Below are 17,191 nucleotides of genomic sequence, written 5' to 3' on the forward strand. Positions count from 1 at the left end.
CCCGATGGGCCGTCACATTCGCATTGCAGAATTCAGGCGGTCGATCATGGTCAAGGCGTGCTGCTTCTTGTCGAGATTGTAGGTGTCGGTCTCAGATATAGCGTTCAAAGCCTCGTGCCAAGTATCCGACAGCGTTTTCGCCCGCGCCAGATCGCCCGCCAGCGCGGCCTGGCTTGCACCGGTCGAGAGCAGGTCGAGCGCACGGCGATTGAAGATATCGAACTGGATGGCCCGGTCGCGCCCGGCGACCGCCTCCGCGAGGCGATAGGCGCCGGCAACATCGCTCTTTCCCGCTGTCGCCAGAGCGTCGAGCGTTTCGGCGATTTCCAGCCCGCCATACTGCGTCAACAGGATTGCGGTGCGCGCGCTGCCCCCTGCCCGCTTGGCCAGTGCTGCGCGCGCCGCGGGATCGTCCGGTGGCGGTGGTTCGACGCTCTCCAGAACCGTCATCAGGCTCTCGGCATCGAGCGGAGTCAGCCGCACCATCTGGCAGCGCGAGCGGATCGTCGGCAGAAGGCTGCCCGGCGCATGGACAATGAGGATGAACAGTGTGCGTGCCGGTGGTTCTTCAAGATTCTTCAACAAAGCGTTGGCAGCATTGGTATTCATGTCGTCGGCCGGATCGACGATCACCACCCGGTAGCTGCCGTCATGCGAGGTCAGCGACAGGAAGCGGCTGACCTTGCGGATCTCGTCGACGGTGACGACCGTCTTAAAACTCTTCGTCTTGTCGTTCGGCGGGCGGGTCAGATGCAGCACCGAGGGATGCGCGCCGGTGGCGATCTGGCGAAACAGCGATGACGCCGGATCGGGAACGGCAAGGACCTCCGGCGCCTGTTCGAACGCCGGATGCTTCAATAGATGATGCGCCAGGTGAAAGGCGAGCGTCGCCTTGCCGATGCCGACCGGTCCGACAAAGATCAGCGCATGCGGCAGCTTCCCGGAGCGATAGGCGGTGGCGAGCATGTTCGCCGCCTGGCCATGCCCGACCAGACGCGGCGTCTCGGATGGCTCCGGGACGCCGTCCAGCGTGTCGTGCTGTTCTGGTGCGATCCGTTCGAAAATCATCCCGGCGCCTCCTTCCTGTGCGCCGGCGTCATCGTCTCCAGGGCCGCGAATACGGCGGCGGTGACGACATTCTCCACCGTGTCGGGGTCGGCGGACGCGTCGACGACGATGCAGCGCTCGGGTTCTGCCGCGGCGATTGCCAGAAAGGCTTCGCGGCGGCGCTGGTGGATATCAAGTGTTTCCTTTTCGAAGCGGTCGGCGCCGGCATCGGTGCCCCGCCGCGCCGTGGCGCGCCGCAGTCCTTCGGCCGGGTCGATATCAAAGATCAGCGTTATGTCGGGCACCATGCCATTGATGGCGACCTTTTCCAGCGCTCCCATAAACGCCGGGTCGAGGCCTCCGGTGACGCCCTGGTAGACGCGCGAGGAGTCCATGAAGCGATCACAAAGCACGATCGAGCCGCGTTCGACCGCCGGCCGGATGACCTGCTCGACATGGTCGGAACGCGCGGCGGCGAAAAGCAGCGCCTCCATCCGGGGGCCGAATGGCTCGGCAGCCCCGGAAAGCAGGACATGCCTGACCGCCTCTGCGCCCGGCGAGCCACCCGGTTCACGCGTGACAAGGACATCGTATTTCTTGGCGCGCATCTTACTGGCCAGCCGCTCGATCTGCGTCGACTTGCCTGCCCCTTCTCCGCCTTCGAAGGTGATGAAAAATCCGTACGCCAAAGCCCTTATCCATGCTGCGGGACCGTAATAGTCCTGACTTGAGAAAAGATCCACGCATGGTGCTAACGCAGCCAGCCGACGGCCAGTTCCTTGGCGGCATCGAGCGCGCGTTGCGGCAGCGTGCCGACGCCAACCGATTCGGCCGCGAAAAGCGGCGTCTCCTGGCTCAGCGTATCACCGATCCAGACCTGCAGCGCACCCACTGGTTGTCCCTCCTCCACGGGAGCTGCAACCGGCCCGTCATAGACGATCTTGGCGGTCAGCTTGTCGCGGTTGGCGATGGGCAGGAAGATGACCACGGGCGCTTTTGCCTTCAGCGCCACACCGGATTTCGCACCGCCGAAAACCTGGGCCTCGCCGACCACCTCGTCCTTGGCGAAAATCTCGGTCTTCTGGAAGGAACGAAGGCCCCAATCGAGCAGCTTTCGCGCTTCCTCGGCGCGCTCGCGGTCACTTGCCAGGCCGCTCATCGCCGCAATGACCCGCCTGCCACTGTGGCTGACCGAGCCGACGACGCCAAACCCGGATGCCTCGCTCCTGCCGATCGCCAGGCCGTCGGCACCGATATCCATCGCCAGCAGCGGGTTGCGGTTCCTCTGGGTGATCTTGTTCCAGGTGAAATCCTTTTGGCCGTAATAGCGATAGAGGTCCGGGTACTCGCGCCAGATATGCAGGGCCAGAAGCGCAAGCTCTCGAACCGTTGTCTGCTGACCGTCGGCCGGCAGACCGGTTGCATTGACGAATGTCGATTTTTCGAGGCCAATCTGCCTTGCGCGCTCGGTCATCTCAGTCGCGAAATTCGCCTCCGATCCCGCAAAACCTTCGGCGATGATGATGCAGCCGTCATTGGCGGCCTGAACCGTCACGCCCTGGATCAGGTCTTCAAGCCGGATCGTTGACTTCAGTTTGGCAAACATTGTCGACGTGCCGGATGGCGCGCCGCCGGTGCGCCATGCGTTCTCACTCACCACGAATGTATCGTTGAGGGTCACGCGGCCCGATTTGATGGCGTTGAACACCACCTCCATCGTCATCAGCTTGGCCAGCGATGCCGGCTGAATCGGCCTGTCGGCATCCTTGGAAAACAGCACCGTTCCGGTTTCGGCATCGATCATGAAGGCCTGCGCGGACTTGGTTTCGAAAAGCTGCGCCGCGGCCGGAGCCAGCGAAAGCAGCACGAGGCCAAAACCCAGGAGCCCGGCGAGAGGCGCGGCGAAGCGAAATTTCATGAGAGGTTCGACCTGTCAGCCGGCATTTCTGGGGCAAGCTCTACAAGCTATCAGGCTTTGTCCCGGCCGATCAACCGCGCGATGGACAACAGGGCAAAACTTCAGGGTTTTGCCGGTCAGTTCCTAACCACGAGCGCGTCTGGCGCGCCATGCGACCATGCCGCCTGCAGCATCTCGTCCAGGCTGGCATGGCCGTCCGGATAGAGATCGACCGAATACCAGTTCTTGCCCTCGAATTCGGAGCGCTGGATTTCGGTCCTGCCGAAGCCGGAAAGCTGGCTCGCCACACGCTGCGCCTCGGCGGCATCATCGAATGAGCCCGCCGCGATATACTCAGCGGGCGACGGAGCCTGCCGCTTCCACGATTGAAGGATTTCGGCAGGCGACATTCCGGCGCTATCCAGCGCGGCAAAGACATTGCGGGCGCGCTGCACGCGTTCGTCCGCGTAAGACAGCGACGCTACGCTGAACGGCGATTGCGCCGGCAGATTGATCTGCGGGCGTTCCGGCACGATCGGCCCGAAATCGGGCAGCGTCACATTGCCGGAGGCCGGCGCCTGCGCCGCAATGACAGGCTGTGCCGATGCGGAATTCGTCAACTGGCCGGGAAATGGAGCGGCGGCGGCCAACGCCGTACTCGGCGATGGTCCATTCATGGCGATCATGACACCGGTGGGCAAGCCGTCCGACGGATCCGGCACCCTGTTGCCTGGATTATAGGAGGCCATCAGGTACCGATCGTCATTGCCGTCAAGCGGCGCCCTGCCGACATATTCGACCTTCACCTTGGCCGTGCCGATATTGGCATAGTCGAGCATTTCGGCGGCGCGCTTCGACACATCGATGATGCGGCCGTCATGGTAAGGGCCGCGATCGTTGACGCGCACGATGACCGAGCTGCCGGTCTTCAGATTGGTGACGCGCGCATAGCTCGGCAGCGGCATTGTCGGATGCGCGCCGGTCAGATGTGTCATGTCGTAGACTTCGCCGTTAGCGGTCAGCCTGCCGTGGAAGGCTTCGCCATACCAGGAGGCGAGACCCATCTTGGCATAGCGCTTGTCTTCCTTCGGATAATACCACTTGCCGCGCACCTGATAGGGCTTGCCGAGCTGGTCGCGTCCGCCGCCACGCTGCAGGCCCGACATCTTGAAGGTGACGCGCGGGCTGGCCTTCACGCCGTATTCGGATTCGGAAAAATATTCCTTGGAGCGGGGTTTCTTGTTGACCATCGCCTTTGGCTGTGGCGGCGCGGCGCAAGCCGCCAGCAAGGCAGCCGACAGGGCAAACAACGCGAAAGCGGAAGCGCGACGAAGACGCGGGCGCGCCGTGCTTTGCATTTTTCGATTGTCCCCTCTCAACAAAGGCACCGCAACTTGACCGTCGGCAGGGCCAAAACCCACTCGACAAATGCCAGCGCCACCTTGATTCGCAATCCCTTGTGCACAGGAATTGTTTATCACCGTATTAACCGATTGTGGTCGGAACCGGGCGAGATTGTGGCGCAAACCGTCCCGGCGATTGTTGTGAAAAACCACCGCTTTTCAATCTTCGGCGCAGCGATGTTCGTCCTGGTTCAGTTCCGCCGTCAAACGCCCATGGCAGGAACAGGCAACGGCTGGTTGACAGGACTTCGTCGGGCGCACTAGAGCAATGAAGCGCGAACGATCTCCGGGTGGCGCAGCAGTGCCGACAGGTATGAGTTGAGATCAGGACGAGCATCCAAGTGATTGAAAAATCACGATGGAGGGATGGCCGAGCGGTTTAAGGCACCGGTCTTGAAATTCGGTGCCAGCCATACCGAGCCATCCCGCAGCGTCCCTGCAAAGCCTTGTCTGTCAAGCATTTGAAGACCAACCAGCGCCGTTCGTGCCGCGTCGTCCCCTCCGACACCGTAGCATTGCGTTGCAAAAAGCGTAGCAGCACGTTCTCAGCATGTTCGCGCGTTGCTTTCCAGGCGTTTCCTGCGAGTATCGGCAGATCCACGCGATGGAAGCGACATAGGGAGTTTTGGCGAACGCCGGAAACACCATCCGATCCAATTGCAATAAGTGTGGGGACCAATCATCGCCTCCATCCAGCAACAGGACATGGCAAGCCGTGCCCGATTGCGGGCCGTCCAGCCCAGCCCTAAGGCGATCAGCAGATTGATCGAGGTATCCTCGAGGAAATCCACGCTGTCGGCGAAAAGCGACACCGAGCCGATGGCCAGCGCCACGGCGAACTCGATGCCAAAATAACTCAGATTGAGGGCCGCCACGACGATAACGGCACGGCGGAGCGACGCATTCAAATCCATGATCCCATTGTTGCGGAGGGCACCTTACTTAAGCGGAACGATCTGACGGAACTTGCCGCCCTTGGATTGCTCCGGTGGCTCGGCGCCGCGCTCCAATGAAACATGCTCGAGACCGTGCTCGGTGTGGCGCGCGGCCCTCAGCAGATAAGGGTTGAGAGGAGGCAGCGTTGAGCCGCGCCGAACACCGCCCAGTACGTCTAGGCGTCGCTAAAGTTAGGGCCCGGCCCGGCGAGATTGTCAGCCACGCGGATTGCGCTCAGTTGCAGCGTCGGGATCTGGCTGCTCAGGTGGTTCCACCTCGGTTTCTTTTCCGGGGTCTTCTCTGTCTTTTTCGAACTGCGTTGCGGATGGCAGAGGATTAAGCCAGCTCTCGCGATGTCCAAAGTTCATATTCGGGCGTCAGGTCCGTTGGTACTTCGTCGAGGCTGCCGATCATAATCCACTTCGTCGTCGCGGATCGAGGTGACACGTCCGCCGCAAGTCAAACAGAAGCTCCTCTCCGCATATGTGCCGGTGAAGCCCGTCCTTTGTTCATATGCCTCCAGTGGCCACACCGCAAACGCAGAGAAAGTCGACCCGCTGGCCTTGCGACAGTCTGTGCAGTGGCAAATGCCAACCCGGAGCGGATCGCCGGTTACGCGAAACGTCACGCCACGGCAAATGCAGCTGCCGGATCGAAATGGCACATTTTGGTCGGCCACGGGCGTTCTCCTTCCCGCTTCAACGGTAAGGAGCAGCGAAACGTTCCACTTCATCCCAAGCGGGATATGTTGGCGGTTTTGATGGCCTTCACACGCGCAGGCCGCCGCGACCGCGAGGCGCGCCCGTCGTCCTACTTGGCGATACGAGCATGAAGCGCAGCTTTATCAATCTTGTCCTCGAACCTCGAAATCAATGTATATGAATCTGCCTTTATCGCGACTATCAAGGGCATCGATTTGTCGCGATAGAGAGCGTTGGCTTCGTCGATCTTGCCGTCCTCAAGCAGGTCATGCACGTCATTTGCCACCGCGAACAAAGTCTCGACATTAAGGTAGATATCTGAAAACCGTTTCAGTTCGTCCTCAGACATGCTTTGTTTCTCTGTACTGCTTTCTTTGCATAAATGATTGACAGCTTAAATCGCGCAACGGCTTCGATAAGCTTAAGGTTTTCTATCCTCTTGCTGCCAAAAGTGATTTCTGGGTCACCGCGTCCAGCCGCCATAGGCTGCGAGAAGCGCAAGAGTTTCCAGATACATGACCCCCTCGCCGGCCCTTTCCAGTTTGTATATTTGACTGATCACTTTCTGCTGCTGAGCAATGACTTGGATCGTGTCGTCGGGCGCCGTGGTTTGCGAACTGACTGGGCGTGCAAGTGTGAGAGCCAGCAGTAGGAGTGCGAGGGTTCGAGCAGTCCGTAGAGCGAATGGAGAGAATAAGCGCATTTGCCACCTCCCAACGTTCAACCATCACCCGTCAGCATAATGCAATGACGGGTCATGAATAATAACCCTCCGACGTGGGGGAAATGACAATATCAGATTTTTGCTTGTTGTATGGCCCGCGAGCGGCCGGTTTTTCGGCCTCCTTGGCCTCGATCAGCGCCACGATATCGCCAATCTCCCAAAGCTTGCCGGTGACGCCAGCGGCCATCGCGGGGGTCATGCGAAGCGAAGCATGAATGCGGACAAAATTGTAGTACATGAAGTGGAGGCCAACCGCGTTGGCGTGCGCCTCGACCTTTTTTGAATCCCCCGCTCATCGTGCCGATGTTGCGGAGGCGCGCATGAGCGCGGCCCTACTGCCAGTCCGTGAGCGCGTTGGCTTCAGCCAGCCTGGCCAGCGCTTGCTCGACTTTCTGCGCCGAGGCGTCCGTGCGCTTGATGTGCCGCATCATTTGCTGCCTTAGCAGCACGAGCCTTGCGGCGCGATAAACGTCCCCGTATCTCGCAGTTTCAAGGTGGAGGGTCGCGAGCCTCATGGGCGACGATTCCGATTATCTAGCAGTAGAATTCGCGGAGCCGCCTTTCGTTCCGACGTCCGACCTACGCTGTCGCAAATGGGCACGCGGCATGACCAGGGGCGGGAGGGCAACAATCTCAGGCGCCGCGCAAGCGGACACCGCTGGGGCCAACACCTGCGCAATTCGTCTAGAAAAGAGTTCGCGACCCCGGAAAAAAGCGCCGCATTTCGTGCGGCCGCGGCCTGGATTGAGACGGCCCTTGCCTGCTTCGCCGAGGCCGGAAGCGGTGTTCCTCGCAGAGCACCAGACCGCGCATGACGCGCCACGATCGCCGTCTGTCGACATGGTGGCCGCCGTGCTCGATCGCGAGTTGTGGCGCTGCTGGCCGGAAGGGCGCGCGGAATGAGGTCGAGCGTTGTCCGTCTCCCTGCCAAAACTGCGCCTGAAACAGGCGAGCGCGTTCGGCCGCTCTACATCCCACGGGCCGAGGCCATCACGGTTCAAAGGGCGGTGGATCTGTTCAAGCACGACTACAGGCCCGGATCACCGCTTCATGACTCAAAGGCCGGCGTTTCGCCGGCCTTTTTCGTCCAATGCCATCCACGGCCCGATTGGCGGCCGGCCCTCGCGTCGGATTCTGATCACTTCGGCTCGCGAGCCTTTACATTCGCATGGTCGTTAGCTGCTTCCGTGTCCGTGGCCGGGGTCTGTGTATCATGACCGGTGAACGGGCTGCCCTGCCCGGGCGCAAGATCGCCGTTGTGGCCAGCCTTGTTGGTCTGGAAGGGTTGGCTATCCGGACTGAGACCATGCTGAAGGGCATCGAACAGATGGTCGTCTGCCTTGGCAACGCCAGCAAAGGCAAGGAGCGATGCGCATGTGACGGCAAGGATAAGTGCGTGCGTTTTCATCTCTGGACTCCTTTGAGTGGCCAGAACGAGCCGCAGCCATTCTGGCGGCTTCAACGAAGGGATGTCTCGAAATATCCCTTTTGCCTCACCCGCCGTCTATGAGGAGATAACGTTCCTCCCGCCCGATTTATTCCGGCTGAAAAAGCGTCCGATTTTGGGATCCCTGGCTGCGGCAAGAACGCAGGATGGGGCTTTGCCAAGCCGCGGCAGCCATCGCACTGGTTCTGTTTCGAGCACCGCGCCGACGGCGAACAATTTCTATGAAGAGGCGTGGATGATCAGACCGCCAAGGCGACCAACGGTCATGCTAATTAATCAACTGTGTGGCTATTCTGACACAGCAATTTTCAACATTTGAGTTACAACCCATACGAGAGTGGTTTGACCGAGGGGCGAATTTATGCGGATTTTTTCAGGAATTTTCTTGGCTGCGGCCATGAGCGTAACCGGGGCCTATGCAGCAGATGTGGTAGAACCGGTGGCCTCCATGGATCTCCCATATTCATGGACAGGCTTCTATGTCGGCGCAAACGCGGGCGGGGCCTTCGGGGATGTTGACGGCGACTTCATCGGTGTTCTCGGAAACGCCGACATCAGCAATTTCACCGGCGGTGTCCTGGTGGGTGCGAACTATCAGTACGGGCAATGGGTCTTTGGTATTGAAGGCGATATCAACTACCTCGGCTTCGAGGAAGAATTCTCGCCAGGCCTCGGCGGCGGGCTTAGCGCTGAAGCAAGCTTGGATGCTTTCGGGACGATCCGTGGCCGTGTCGGCTATGCCTTTGATCGCTGGCTACCGTACTTCACCGCAGGCGTCGCGATGGGCGAAGTGAAGATTGATGAGCACGTCTTTGCAGCGAGCGAGAGCAAGTTCCAGACAGGCTATGCGGTCGGCGGCGGCCTTGAGTATGCGTTCAATAGCAATTGGACTGCTCGCGCAGAATATCTCTACGTCGATCTTGGCAAGGAAGATTTTGGTTTTTCGCCGGGGACGCCTTATGACGTGGAGACGAACTTCAGCGTCGTTCGCGCCGCCATTGCCTATAAATTCTGACAAGGGCAAGAATCGCATAGCAGTATGCTAACTGGGGCTGATGGTTCAGCCTACCAAGAGCTGACGGCCTAGCCGTCGTCAGCCGATTCCTCCCAAAAATCCTGCAACGACGCGTGCCGAAGGTCTTCCTCGCCTCGAAGGTGCTTCACACGAGCTTTGATTCCCGGCTTGACCCACTGCGTTGCCGGCCGCTTTGGCATGCCCTTGGGCGGTGGCCCGGCATGTTCCTGGACGCGCTTCCAAAGCCGCTCCCGCATCTCGCGGTTGACGCTGACGAAGGCGCTGCCAACATATTTGCGGGTCCCCGGCTCGGCCATCAGGGCAAACGCCGGCTTGCCCCGCTCTCGTTCGACGCCAAGAAGCTCGAACGCGCTTTCGGTGAAGGACTTGGTTTTCAGCCAATTGGTGGTCGGGCCGTTGCGATATTTGCCGTCTCGACGCTTCGATACCATCCCTTCCAGGCCGGCCGCGTCGATTAGATGATAGATCGCGTTAGCTTCGCCTGGCATCGTCTCGCTGAACTGGATGCGGCTGTCGGACCCTATGAGGCCGGCCAGGATTTCCCGCCGATCCTCAAGAGCCATGTCGCGCAAGTTGTGGCCATTGAGATGCAGCAGATCGAACGCCACGAAGTAGAGGTCGTGCTGGCGCCTGGTGATTGCCTTGCGCAGCGCGGCAAAATCCGAAAGGCCAGCCTCATTCAAGACGACGACCTCGCCGTCGATGATGGCATTCTCGACGTCCAGCGTTCGCGCCGCCGCAGCTAGGTCGCGGTATTTGGAGGTCCAGTCGAGTCCGCGGCGGGTGAAAATCCGAGCGCCGCCGGCGTCGATGATGATCTGGGAGCGGTAGCCGTCGAATTTGGCTTCATGCATCCAGTCATCGCCTTGGGGCGGCTTGGCGACCAAGATGGGCATCATCGGAGGAATAAATTCTAGCCGGCGGTCGGCACTCACTCGTTTAGGCACCAAATTGACTCTAGGCTCATCCGATTTGACAGCCAGGGGAACGGAACGTGACCATTTTACTAAATTAGCAATGTTGCATGTAGAGCTTATGGTAGAACCAGCTGGCGACCGCCCCCCGCAAGATACCCCCGCCGGTTAGGCCCGGCGGCTTCTCGTGATCCTTGAGGGGCTGTCGGGCCGCTCGAACTTAATGAGTGGAGCGTAGCAACCCCTCCTCCTCGGCAGCGGCCTCGAACGCCTTTCTTACATCGTCGGGCGTGCGCTCGCCTTTAATGAGAGCGACGCAGGCCTCGATGGCCTCCTTCCACTTAGGTCCCCGCTTGGTCCACTTCATGAGTTCCGCCGCGGCGCCCTCGACATTGGTACATACGTAGGTGAACCCAGGTCGGTCGGTTCCGATGTAGACCGGAGGGTGAAACCAATGGATGCCCATGAGGGTGCCGCCGCCATTTTCGCCTGAGTTAAGAACGGTTGGATCGCCAGCCATGGACTACCTCTCCTACCTCTGAATTATCATTGGCCGGCAAACGGGGCGGGCAGCACTCGGTTCCGCCGCTGGGCTATGGTCGACAAGCGGTAAGACTGAAGTCCCTGCGTCATGGACATAGGGCTGAGGGCCGGCAACCAAGACATTACCATTGCATTGGTATTGGGCCGCCGAGCAAAGTCCCTTCATCGGTGGTTCACCGGGTGCCCGCGGTTTGCCCCCCGAACAGCGGGCACCCGAAATCACGGAGAGAACTGTGACCCTTATCCAAAGCAGACAGAACGTCGATGAGGTCGCAGGGCGACCCGCAAACGACAATCAAACCCCTAGCCCAACGGATTTCTCGGTGGTTGATCTCGTTTCGTCGAGCGACGATGAGGTTGCTGCCCTTGTCAGGCGAACAGAGAACCTGGCCCTTGCCGTTATTATAGTAATGGCGATCTTCCTGATCTTTGCACCGGTGGTCTTCATTGCTCTGAGGTATGGGATCTAGGATGAGATCTGAGATGTCCCGATTAGCGCCAGTAACTCCCAATTTTGCGCGCTAATTCGGTTCTAGCGGCCGGCTTACATTAGCCAGAGTGAACGGAACGTGGTTCCGCGGCTCCCGGCGGGGTCGTGGCCAAGTGCGCGTGCTTCTGGAAGATAGCAATCTTGTCGGGGTAGGTAATCCGAATCTCGCGTCCGCATCCCTCACACTTGTAATGGGAAACGACCTGAAACCAGCTGCCGTTCTTGATGACGGCGAAGTCGCATTGCGGGCATTGGAAAGTCAGGCCAACAGAGAAGAGACTGGGGGAGAGGGACATTGCAACGTTTCGCTTTCTGAAGAGCTAAAGCCAGTTTGGCTAGTCCAGCGGCTCGACGACGAAGGATGCGGCAATCAAATCGTCGGCATCGATTCTGCCCTTGCCGTCCTCCATGACGGCTGCGACCTTTTGAAAGGTCTTCAGTTCACTTTCGGTAATCCGGGCGCCGCGCATCCTCTCATTGAGGTCGGCCACGCGCATTCGAAGCGCCTGGGACGCTTCAATCTCACGGTTCGACATGGTGATCACATTCCTCCCTTGCTGACTTCCCGCCGCACCTTTCGGCACGGCGGGCTGTGCTCCCAGTCGCTTTGGTCAGTCGATAATTTTGATGATCTTACGTGTGCCCGGATCAACGACAACGGTCCTGTTGTCGACGACTACGTAGCGGTATTCGGTGTCGGGGACTTCATGAAGCTCGACCGTCTCGGGCAAGGTTGAGCCGATATTGAGTTCTACTCCAGGGATTTTCACCGAGGCGAGCGGCTGTTTCTTCACATATTCCCTGATGACCGTCTCCTGTTCAGGCGCGATGACAACGTCCTGAGCGGTAGCGGCGCCAATACCTGCCAGCAGCAGAAATCCCGCGGCGAAAGTTGAAAGACGCATTCTCATAATTGCCTCCTTGCGTGAGTTCTGTTGCGCTGCACGACATCGTCTTCGCGCCAGCCCCACCCAACCTCGGGCGGCCGCAAACGTTCCTTGATTGGGCTTCGGTCTTCTCAAAGATAGGACCTAAGTCTGACCTTGCTGGCAAAGGACGAGGGCCGAGTGCAGCCCGGAACCGCGACTGCCGGTCACTCGTTGCTCGCCAGGTGCTCACCGGAGGAGACCATGGAGAATAGTGTCCACCAAGCTCGCTGGTTACTCGCTCCGGTCTTTGCCGTCTCCGTCGCATTCCGGGCGATAGGGATCATCGTTAGCTAGGGGCCGCCCGATTTGAGATCTGCGCAGCTAAGTCCCTTCCTGCGCTGATAAGGGGATCACCCGCCATTCCTCGATTTGGCGGGTGGTCCGCAGAAAAGAACGGCTGACCAAGTCCGCCAACTGTTGAAGGCTGAACCGGTAGCCGGTCCTTAGCGCCCAAGGGCAGTTTGGAAGACGAGACAAGCTCGTCCTCATCCGTAATACCAGCCGAATAGTTTGCAATGAGTCGGGATGCGAGCGCTTCGGGCCGCTGTTCGGATTGCCCCTCGATCTTGAGCCGGTCGAACACGCGACCCAGCAAGGCGACATCGGACGGATTGAAGACGCCAGCTTCTTTAGCTTTCCGATAAATCGGCATGTGACCCTCCGGATGGACTTGCGGAGCTAACCTGACTTAGCGAATTGCACAACGCAAAAAAGCCCGCCGCACCTTTCGGCACGGCGGGCGAGACGCGTCAGTCGTTCACCAGGCACGGGGTGTGGGCGGGGGGTGGTGTGCCCGGTGCGCAGAATCCTACGCGCGCCGTCGGCCGCACGTCTACCAACCGGCGGTTGGCCCGGTTGCTTGTTTGACAGACACGCTTATGCTGCTCAAAGCGCCGATTGGGCCTTTTGCCGAGCGGCTGTTGTGCGGGAGGGACGCGGTGGGCCAGCAGGAGCAGTGGCAGCTGGAAGGCAGCGCCGCGGAACTCTACGAGCGCTACCTGGTCCCGGCAATCACAGCCCTGTGGGCTGCCGACCTCGTGGATCGTGCCGCGCCTCTATCTGGTGAGCGGGTTCTGGACGTAGCTTGCGGCACCGGCGTGGTGGCACGCTCGGCGGCCGAGCGTATGGGAAGTGGGCAGGTCGTCGGCCTCGACATCAACACGGGCATGCTTGCCGTTGCTCGATCACTCCCGAGAGGCGCTGGACCGCGTATCGACTGGCACAAGGGAAGCGCGCTCGAAATGCCGTTCCCTGACTCCACCTTCGATCTGGTTCTTTGCCAGCTCGGACTGCAGTTTTTCCCGGACCGGTCGAGTGCGCTACGTGAGATGTTCCGGGTGCTGGTGCCTGACGGCCGACTGGCCTTAAGCGTTTTCAGCGCTATTGAGCGCACTCCTGCGGCAAAGGCGCTGGTGGACGCCTTGGATCGACACCTCGGTCCAGGCGCTTCGGCAACGAAACGGTCCGAGCATTCACTTGCCGATGCGGACGAGCTCTACCGATTGGTGGCCGGGGCGGGATTTCGTCAGGTGACCATCCACACGACGACACAGAACATCCGATTCCCCTCGTCAAAGGAATATGTGCGATTACAGCTGGCAGCGACTCCGCAGGCTGGGCTGGTCAGCGGAATGGATGCCGGACAGCGGGACGCAGTCATCGCAGCGATCATGAGTGATGTAAGTTCCTCGCTGGCAATCTATTCAACTGGAGGAGAGCTGATGGTCCCCCAAGAGGCTCACGTCGTGCTCGCACGCAAATAGCGCAGCTGACTCTGCGGCATCCGGTGTTCAACAGCGTCCACGCAAAGTGAGCCTAATTAGAGGAGGAGCGTAGCAAACCCTCCTCCTTGGCAGCAACCTCGAAGGCCTTCCTTACGTCGTCGGCTGTGCCCTCGCCTTCAATGCAGGCCTTAACCTCACTTGGGTCCCCGCTTGGTCCACTTCATGAGTTCCGCAGCCGCCCCCTCGACGTTGTTGCAGCCGTAGGTGAGCCCAGGTCGGTCCGTCTCGATGTAGACCGGAGGGTGATACCAGTGGAGAGCCATGATACCTCCTACTCGGGCGAGAGATACATCTCCGCCTCCTTAGCGGCAGCCACGAAAGCCTTTCGGATCACATGAGGGTCGATCGGATCGCCCTCCAGTGCTGACAGGCAGAGGGTCCACGCCTTGTGCCAGCGAGGCCCTCTCCGGGTCCACCTCTTGAGCTGCTCAAGAGCTGCCCTCGTATTGTTGCAGCCGTGCCTGACACCGTCCGTTTCACTCTTCACGAACACCGGAGGGACGAACCAAAGAGTTGCCATGGCACCTCCTACTCAGGCGAGAGATACACGCTCGCCTCCCTGGCAGCCGCCTCAAAGAAGCGCTGGCGCCGTCGAATGCCGGATCAGATCGATTTGAGGTACTCGATCAGATCACTCTTTTCCTGATCGGTCAGATCAAGGCGAAGATGGCCGTCATAATGCTTGACAACATCATTGAGGGTGGCGAACCGGCCGTCGTGGTAAAATCCGCCCTTGTGGATCTTTTCCACGTCCCACAAGGCCCGCAAGGACGCCGTCCTGTAGCGCTCGTCTGGGGACCGCATCGCCTGGAAGTCGTCAATCCCTATCTCGTCGGCCGTATGCAGGTTCCAGCCCGGTTCCGTGAAGAGCGGCGGCACGTGGCAAGTGCCGCATTTGGCCTTATCGTTGAAAAGTGCCTCACCTTTTTCTGCGGCCGCGCTGTCGAAGGCGCCCTCCGGCGGTTTCGGTGTCGGCAGCGAGAGCTGATAGAAATGGAGCGCCGGCAACTTGGCTGTAATCCGGTCCTGCTTGTCCTGTTTGTGGCCCTGCTTCGTTCGTGCTGCGACCGGATACTTCTCGGCGTCATCAAGGCGCGGATCGTAAAACACGCCTTTCCCGTGCATCTCGAGATTGCCGACATAAGCGTTCCAGTAGCTCACCGTGCCCCAGGCTCCGGTCCATGTGTGATTGTTTACACCGGCCAATCCGAACGCCGGCGGATTGAGCGTGGCGGCCGTCTTGCCGTCCGGCCGGAATGCTTTGCCATCGAGGTTCAGTTCGGCATCGAACTTCCCGGGACCCCACGCCTCAACCGCCTTCTTCACCTCCGCTTCGGATATCTGCAGCATCTCGGTGAACGCCGTGAGATCAGGTGCGAGGGCAACGATCGCCCCGATATTGAGGTCACGGTTGGGCCAGCCGTCCAGCCGGTGCCCGATCCCGGGTGCGTAGGTGTCGTCGACGGTTGAATGGCACACCGCGCATTGGATGCCCACCGAAGTCAGCGTCTTTCCGTCCTCAGCGAAGAACCCGGTCACCCCGACAACGGCATTGGCTTTCAGCAGAACAAGCGTGCTCGCGGGATCCGCGAGGTCGACCGCGCCCTTGTTGAGCGCATCGGCCACATCCTTGGGAATGGCGTTCACATCGACCTTGAGGCCGAGTTCGAGGGCTTTCTCCGGGCTCAGGCCGGGTCCTATGCCGCCCAGCTTCTCACCTGCGATTGCCTCGTGGAGTTTCAGTTTGCCGCCCCAGAAATCCTCGCTGCCGAAGGTGTCGAAGCGGAATGTCTCGCGGCCTTCCTCGAGATATCGCTTGGCCTGCTCGGCGGCAGCGTTGTCGAAATCCTTCCCGCTTGTTTTTCCTTTCGCGCTCATTTGAGCCGCGGCGGGGATCAAGCTTGAAGATAGAAGAAGAGCGAAAATTGTTGCTGTACCGTTGAAACGCAAGGGCATGTCACGTCCCTCCCAAAGATGATTGCCAATCGGCGGTCATCTCGGGTTCGCGGGTTCTGGCCGCGCGAAACGGAATGCAGCCGAATGAATATAAACGTTGCAGGCGATCAAAAAATTCCGTCACCCGGACCGCTGGGCGTCTCCAGTAACGGTTGGGATGAATCCAGACCATCCGATACCGCGCCCCAGAGTGCGCGGTCTTGTCCCGCAGAACGCGACGTCGACCCTGGCGACGAACCAGGAGCATATGAGAGCCATCTACCTGATTGCAGGTTCTTGGGCTCGCCGAGCACATTGACGGGATCTTCTACCCCGCAGAGATGGGCTGCCGAAAACCCGAAGGGCATTTCTTCCAGAAGATCGGCCTGCGCATGGGCCGCGTTCCGAACGAAATCTTGCTCGTTGAAGACACTCTTGCGAACGTCGCCGCGGCAGAAAATGCGGGCTGGAAAGCTGCTCACTGGACGGGCGAGTCGTCTCTCCCGGCTATTCTGGCCGGCTTCTCCGAGCATTCTGCGCCATCATCCCCTGTCGATTCGGCTGTTCCAGTTGGGGCCGTAAGCAGGTCGGAAGCTTTCGAGCATCCAGTTGGCAAAAGCAGCCATTCAGCTAACGACCCAATCTCGGTCGTATAGGGTGTCATAAACGTCCAAAAACCCTCAATCCGACTACTTCGGCTGGCACGCAGACAGCCCGCTTCTGCACTCAGCGCCACCGACAGGAAACCTTTTGCACGAGTTGACCGTTGTGGCCACAAGACAGAGGAGAAGGTTGAATGGCATCCGTCCGATACATCGTTGCGGACGTTAACGAGGCGGTCGCGTTCTATCGAGACAATCTCGCTTTCAAGATCGACAAGCACAATCCGGGCAAGTTCGCCGCGCTGCTGCGCGACGACTTGACGCTGTATCTCAGCGCCCCCGGTGCGGGGAGCGGTGGTCAGGCGGGCGGCGATCCGAAGCCGGGCGGGTGGAACCGATTTATGATCGTTACGAACGAGATCGATGTCCTCATTGAGCGGTTGCGCCGGGCTGATGCAAGATTCCGCGGCGAAATCAGCGACGGCGGTGCCGGACGCGCCATCTTGCTCGAAGACCCGTCGGGCAACGTCATCGAGCTATTCGAGTTCAAGAAGGACTGAGAGCCTGACGTAAAGCTGATCGCGGCTGTTGGTTTTGATACGTCTGCTTTGGTCATGTGTCGCGTTCCGCCACCGACGGCAGATTTTTGGCCGGTATGCGCGCTGGCGAACAGACAATCATTAGAGATCTTGTCGGCGCCTTCGAGCCTCTCATTCAAGTCACAAAGAATGAGGCTGCCGTAAGTTCAACCCGTGCGAACTCCGTCAGCGCTGGTGGGATCGATCCTCGTCAACCGCGATCTG

The 17,191-nt window shown here is 59.8% G+C and carries 23 protein-coding genes and 2 pseudogenes; 7 read left to right on the forward strand and 18 right to left on the reverse strand.

Annotated features, from left to right (window positions below; genetic code table 11):
• Positions 1-12: 12 nt before the first annotated feature.
• From AC0L3I_RS19595 to AC0L3I_RS19610, 4 genes are all read right to left on the reverse strand, one after another.
• Positions 13-1,068, reverse strand: a complete 1,056-nt coding sequence (locus AC0L3I_RS19595; RefSeq protein ID WP_473487477.1) for a DNA polymerase III subunit delta' — start codon at positions 1,066-1,068, stop codon at positions 13-15.
• On the reverse strand, positions 1,065-1,736 hold the full coding sequence (gene tmk, locus AC0L3I_RS19600; protein ID WP_473487478.1) for a dTMP kinase: 672 nt from the start codon (positions 1,734-1,736) through the stop codon (positions 1,065-1,067). Before tmk ends, AC0L3I_RS19595 begins: the two co-directional genes overlap by 4 nt.
• 62 nt (positions 1,737-1,798) lie before the next feature.
• Positions 1,799-2,965, reverse strand: a complete 1,167-nt coding sequence (locus tag AC0L3I_RS19605) for a D-alanyl-D-alanine carboxypeptidase family protein (protein WP_473487479.1) — start codon at positions 2,963-2,965, stop codon at positions 1,799-1,801.
• Between the two features lie 116 nt (positions 2,966-3,081).
• The gene (locus AC0L3I_RS19610; protein ID WP_473527944.1) at positions 3,082-4,302 is read right to left on the reverse strand and encodes a septal ring lytic transglycosylase RlpA family protein; all 1,221 of its coding nucleotides are present in this window, start codon (positions 4,300-4,302) and stop codon (positions 3,082-3,084) included.
• Positions 4,303-4,338: 36 nt separating this feature from the next.
• Here AC0L3I_RS19610 and AC0L3I_RS19615 point away from each other — a divergent pair, with 36 nt between their 5' ends.
• Entirely contained in the window at positions 4,339-4,611 is a 273-nt protein-coding gene (locus AC0L3I_RS19615) for a hypothetical protein (protein ID WP_473527945.1), read from the forward strand.
• A gap of 445 nt (positions 4,612-5,056) precedes the next feature.
• Here the strand turns inward: AC0L3I_RS19615 and AC0L3I_RS19620 are convergent.
• The 5 genes and pseudogenes from AC0L3I_RS19620 to AC0L3I_RS19640 form a co-directional block, all read right to left on the reverse strand.
• Positions 5,057-5,261, reverse strand: a pseudogene (locus AC0L3I_RS19620) (cation efflux transmembrane domain-containing protein); the annotation flags it as partial.
• A gap of 386 nt (positions 5,262-5,647) precedes the next feature.
• Positions 5,648-6,016, reverse strand: a complete 369-nt coding sequence (locus tag AC0L3I_RS19625; RefSeq protein WP_473487482.1) for a GFA family protein — start codon at positions 6,014-6,016, stop codon at positions 5,648-5,650.
• 77 nt (positions 6,017-6,093) lie between these two features.
• Positions 6,094-6,333: a hypothetical protein gene (locus AC0L3I_RS19630; protein WP_473527946.1), complete on the reverse strand. Its 240-nt coding sequence runs from the start codon at positions 6,331-6,333 to the stop codon at positions 6,094-6,096.
• Between the two features lie 406 nt (positions 6,334-6,739).
• A pseudogene (locus tag AC0L3I_RS19635) lies at positions 6,740-6,991 on the reverse strand (hypothetical protein); the annotation flags it as partial.
• A gap of 49 nt (positions 6,992-7,040) precedes the next feature.
• Positions 7,041-7,223, reverse strand: coding sequence for a hypothetical protein (locus AC0L3I_RS19640; RefSeq protein ID WP_473487484.1), 183 nt, complete (start codon positions 7,221-7,223; stop codon positions 7,041-7,043).
• A gap of 241 nt (positions 7,224-7,464) precedes the next feature.
• On the opposite strand from AC0L3I_RS19640, the gene AC0L3I_RS19645 reads away from it, so the two are divergent.
• Entirely contained in the window at positions 7,465-7,611 is a 147-nt protein-coding gene (locus AC0L3I_RS19645) for a hypothetical protein (RefSeq protein WP_473487485.1), read from the forward strand.
• Between the two features lie 235 nt (positions 7,612-7,846).
• Here the strand turns inward: AC0L3I_RS19645 and AC0L3I_RS19650 are convergent, their stop codons facing one another.
• Positions 7,847-8,116: a hypothetical protein gene (locus AC0L3I_RS19650; RefSeq protein WP_473487486.1), complete on the reverse strand. Its 270-nt coding sequence runs from the start codon at positions 8,114-8,116 to the stop codon at positions 7,847-7,849.
• Positions 8,117-8,132: 16 nt separating this feature from the next.
• Between AC0L3I_RS19650 and AC0L3I_RS19655 the strand changes: the two genes are divergently transcribed.
• Entirely contained in the window at positions 8,133-8,474 is a 342-nt protein-coding gene (locus AC0L3I_RS19655) for a hypothetical protein (RefSeq protein WP_473487487.1), read from the forward strand.
• Positions 8,475-8,516: 42 nt separating this feature from the next.
• A complete protein-coding gene (locus tag AC0L3I_RS19660) occupies positions 8,517-9,170 on the forward strand; it encodes an outer membrane protein (protein WP_473487488.1) in 654 nt (217 codons plus the stop codon).
• A 68-nt stretch (positions 9,171-9,238) separates the two neighbouring features.
• On the opposite strand, the gene AC0L3I_RS19665 is transcribed toward AC0L3I_RS19660, so the two are convergent.
• The 5 genes from AC0L3I_RS19665 to AC0L3I_RS19685 all read right to left on the reverse strand — a co-directional run bounded on the left by AC0L3I_RS19665 (position 9,239) and on the right by AC0L3I_RS19685 (position 12,719).
• Positions 9,239-10,090, reverse strand: a complete 852-nt coding sequence (locus AC0L3I_RS19665; RefSeq protein ID WP_473527947.1) for an ATP-dependent DNA ligase — start codon at positions 10,088-10,090, stop codon at positions 9,239-9,241.
• 235 nt (positions 10,091-10,325) lie between these two features.
• Complete coding sequence (locus AC0L3I_RS19670; protein WP_473487305.1) at positions 10,326-10,625, reverse strand: DUF982 domain-containing protein; 300 nt, start codon at positions 10,623-10,625, stop codon at positions 10,326-10,328.
• 848 nt (positions 10,626-11,473) lie between these two features.
• On the reverse strand, positions 11,474-11,674 hold the full coding sequence (locus AC0L3I_RS19675) for a hypothetical protein (protein ID WP_473487403.1): 201 nt from the start codon (positions 11,672-11,674) through the stop codon (positions 11,474-11,476).
• A 75-nt stretch (positions 11,675-11,749) separates the two neighbouring features.
• On the reverse strand, positions 11,750-12,049 hold the full coding sequence (locus AC0L3I_RS19680) for a DUF1236 domain-containing protein (RefSeq protein ID WP_473487306.1): 300 nt from the start codon (positions 12,047-12,049) through the stop codon (positions 11,750-11,752).
• Between the two features lie 304 nt (positions 12,050-12,353).
• Positions 12,354-12,719, reverse strand: a complete 366-nt coding sequence (locus AC0L3I_RS19685; RefSeq protein WP_473487307.1) for a hypothetical protein — start codon at positions 12,717-12,719, stop codon at positions 12,354-12,356.
• A gap of 226 nt (positions 12,720-12,945) precedes the next feature.
• Here AC0L3I_RS19685 and AC0L3I_RS19690 point away from each other — a divergent pair, with 226 nt between their 5' ends.
• On the forward strand, positions 12,946-13,830 hold the full coding sequence (locus tag AC0L3I_RS19690; RefSeq protein ID WP_473487308.1) for a class I SAM-dependent methyltransferase: 885 nt from the start codon (positions 12,946-12,948) through the stop codon (positions 13,828-13,830).
• A gap of 155 nt (positions 13,831-13,985) precedes the next feature.
• On the opposite strand, the gene AC0L3I_RS19695 is transcribed toward AC0L3I_RS19690, so the two are convergent.
• The 3 genes from AC0L3I_RS19695 to AC0L3I_RS19705 form a co-directional block, all read right to left on the reverse strand.
• Positions 13,986-14,114, reverse strand: coding sequence for a hypothetical protein (locus AC0L3I_RS19695; RefSeq protein WP_473487309.1), 129 nt, complete (start codon positions 14,112-14,114; stop codon positions 13,986-13,988).
• Between the two features lie 8 nt (positions 14,115-14,122).
• Positions 14,123-14,371, reverse strand: a complete 249-nt coding sequence (locus AC0L3I_RS19700) for a DUF982 domain-containing protein (RefSeq protein ID WP_473487310.1) — start codon at positions 14,369-14,371, stop codon at positions 14,123-14,125.
• 83 nt (positions 14,372-14,454) lie between these two features.
• Entirely contained in the window at positions 14,455-15,729 is a 1,275-nt protein-coding gene (locus AC0L3I_RS19705) for a hypothetical protein (RefSeq protein ID WP_473527948.1), read from the reverse strand.
• Between the two features lie 344 nt (positions 15,730-16,073).
• On the opposite strand from AC0L3I_RS19705, the gene AC0L3I_RS19710 reads away from it, so the two are divergent.
• Complete coding sequence (locus AC0L3I_RS19710; RefSeq protein ID WP_473487313.1) at positions 16,074-16,442, forward strand: HAD family hydrolase; 369 nt, start codon at positions 16,074-16,076, stop codon at positions 16,440-16,442.
• A gap of 140 nt (positions 16,443-16,582) precedes the next feature.
• Entirely contained in the window at positions 16,583-16,948 is a 366-nt protein-coding gene (locus AC0L3I_RS19715; RefSeq protein ID WP_473487314.1) for a VOC family protein, read from the forward strand.
• Positions 16,949-17,191: the final 243 nt, after the last annotated feature.

It is taken from the genome of Mesorhizobium sp. WSM4840 (genome assembly GCF_055811755.1).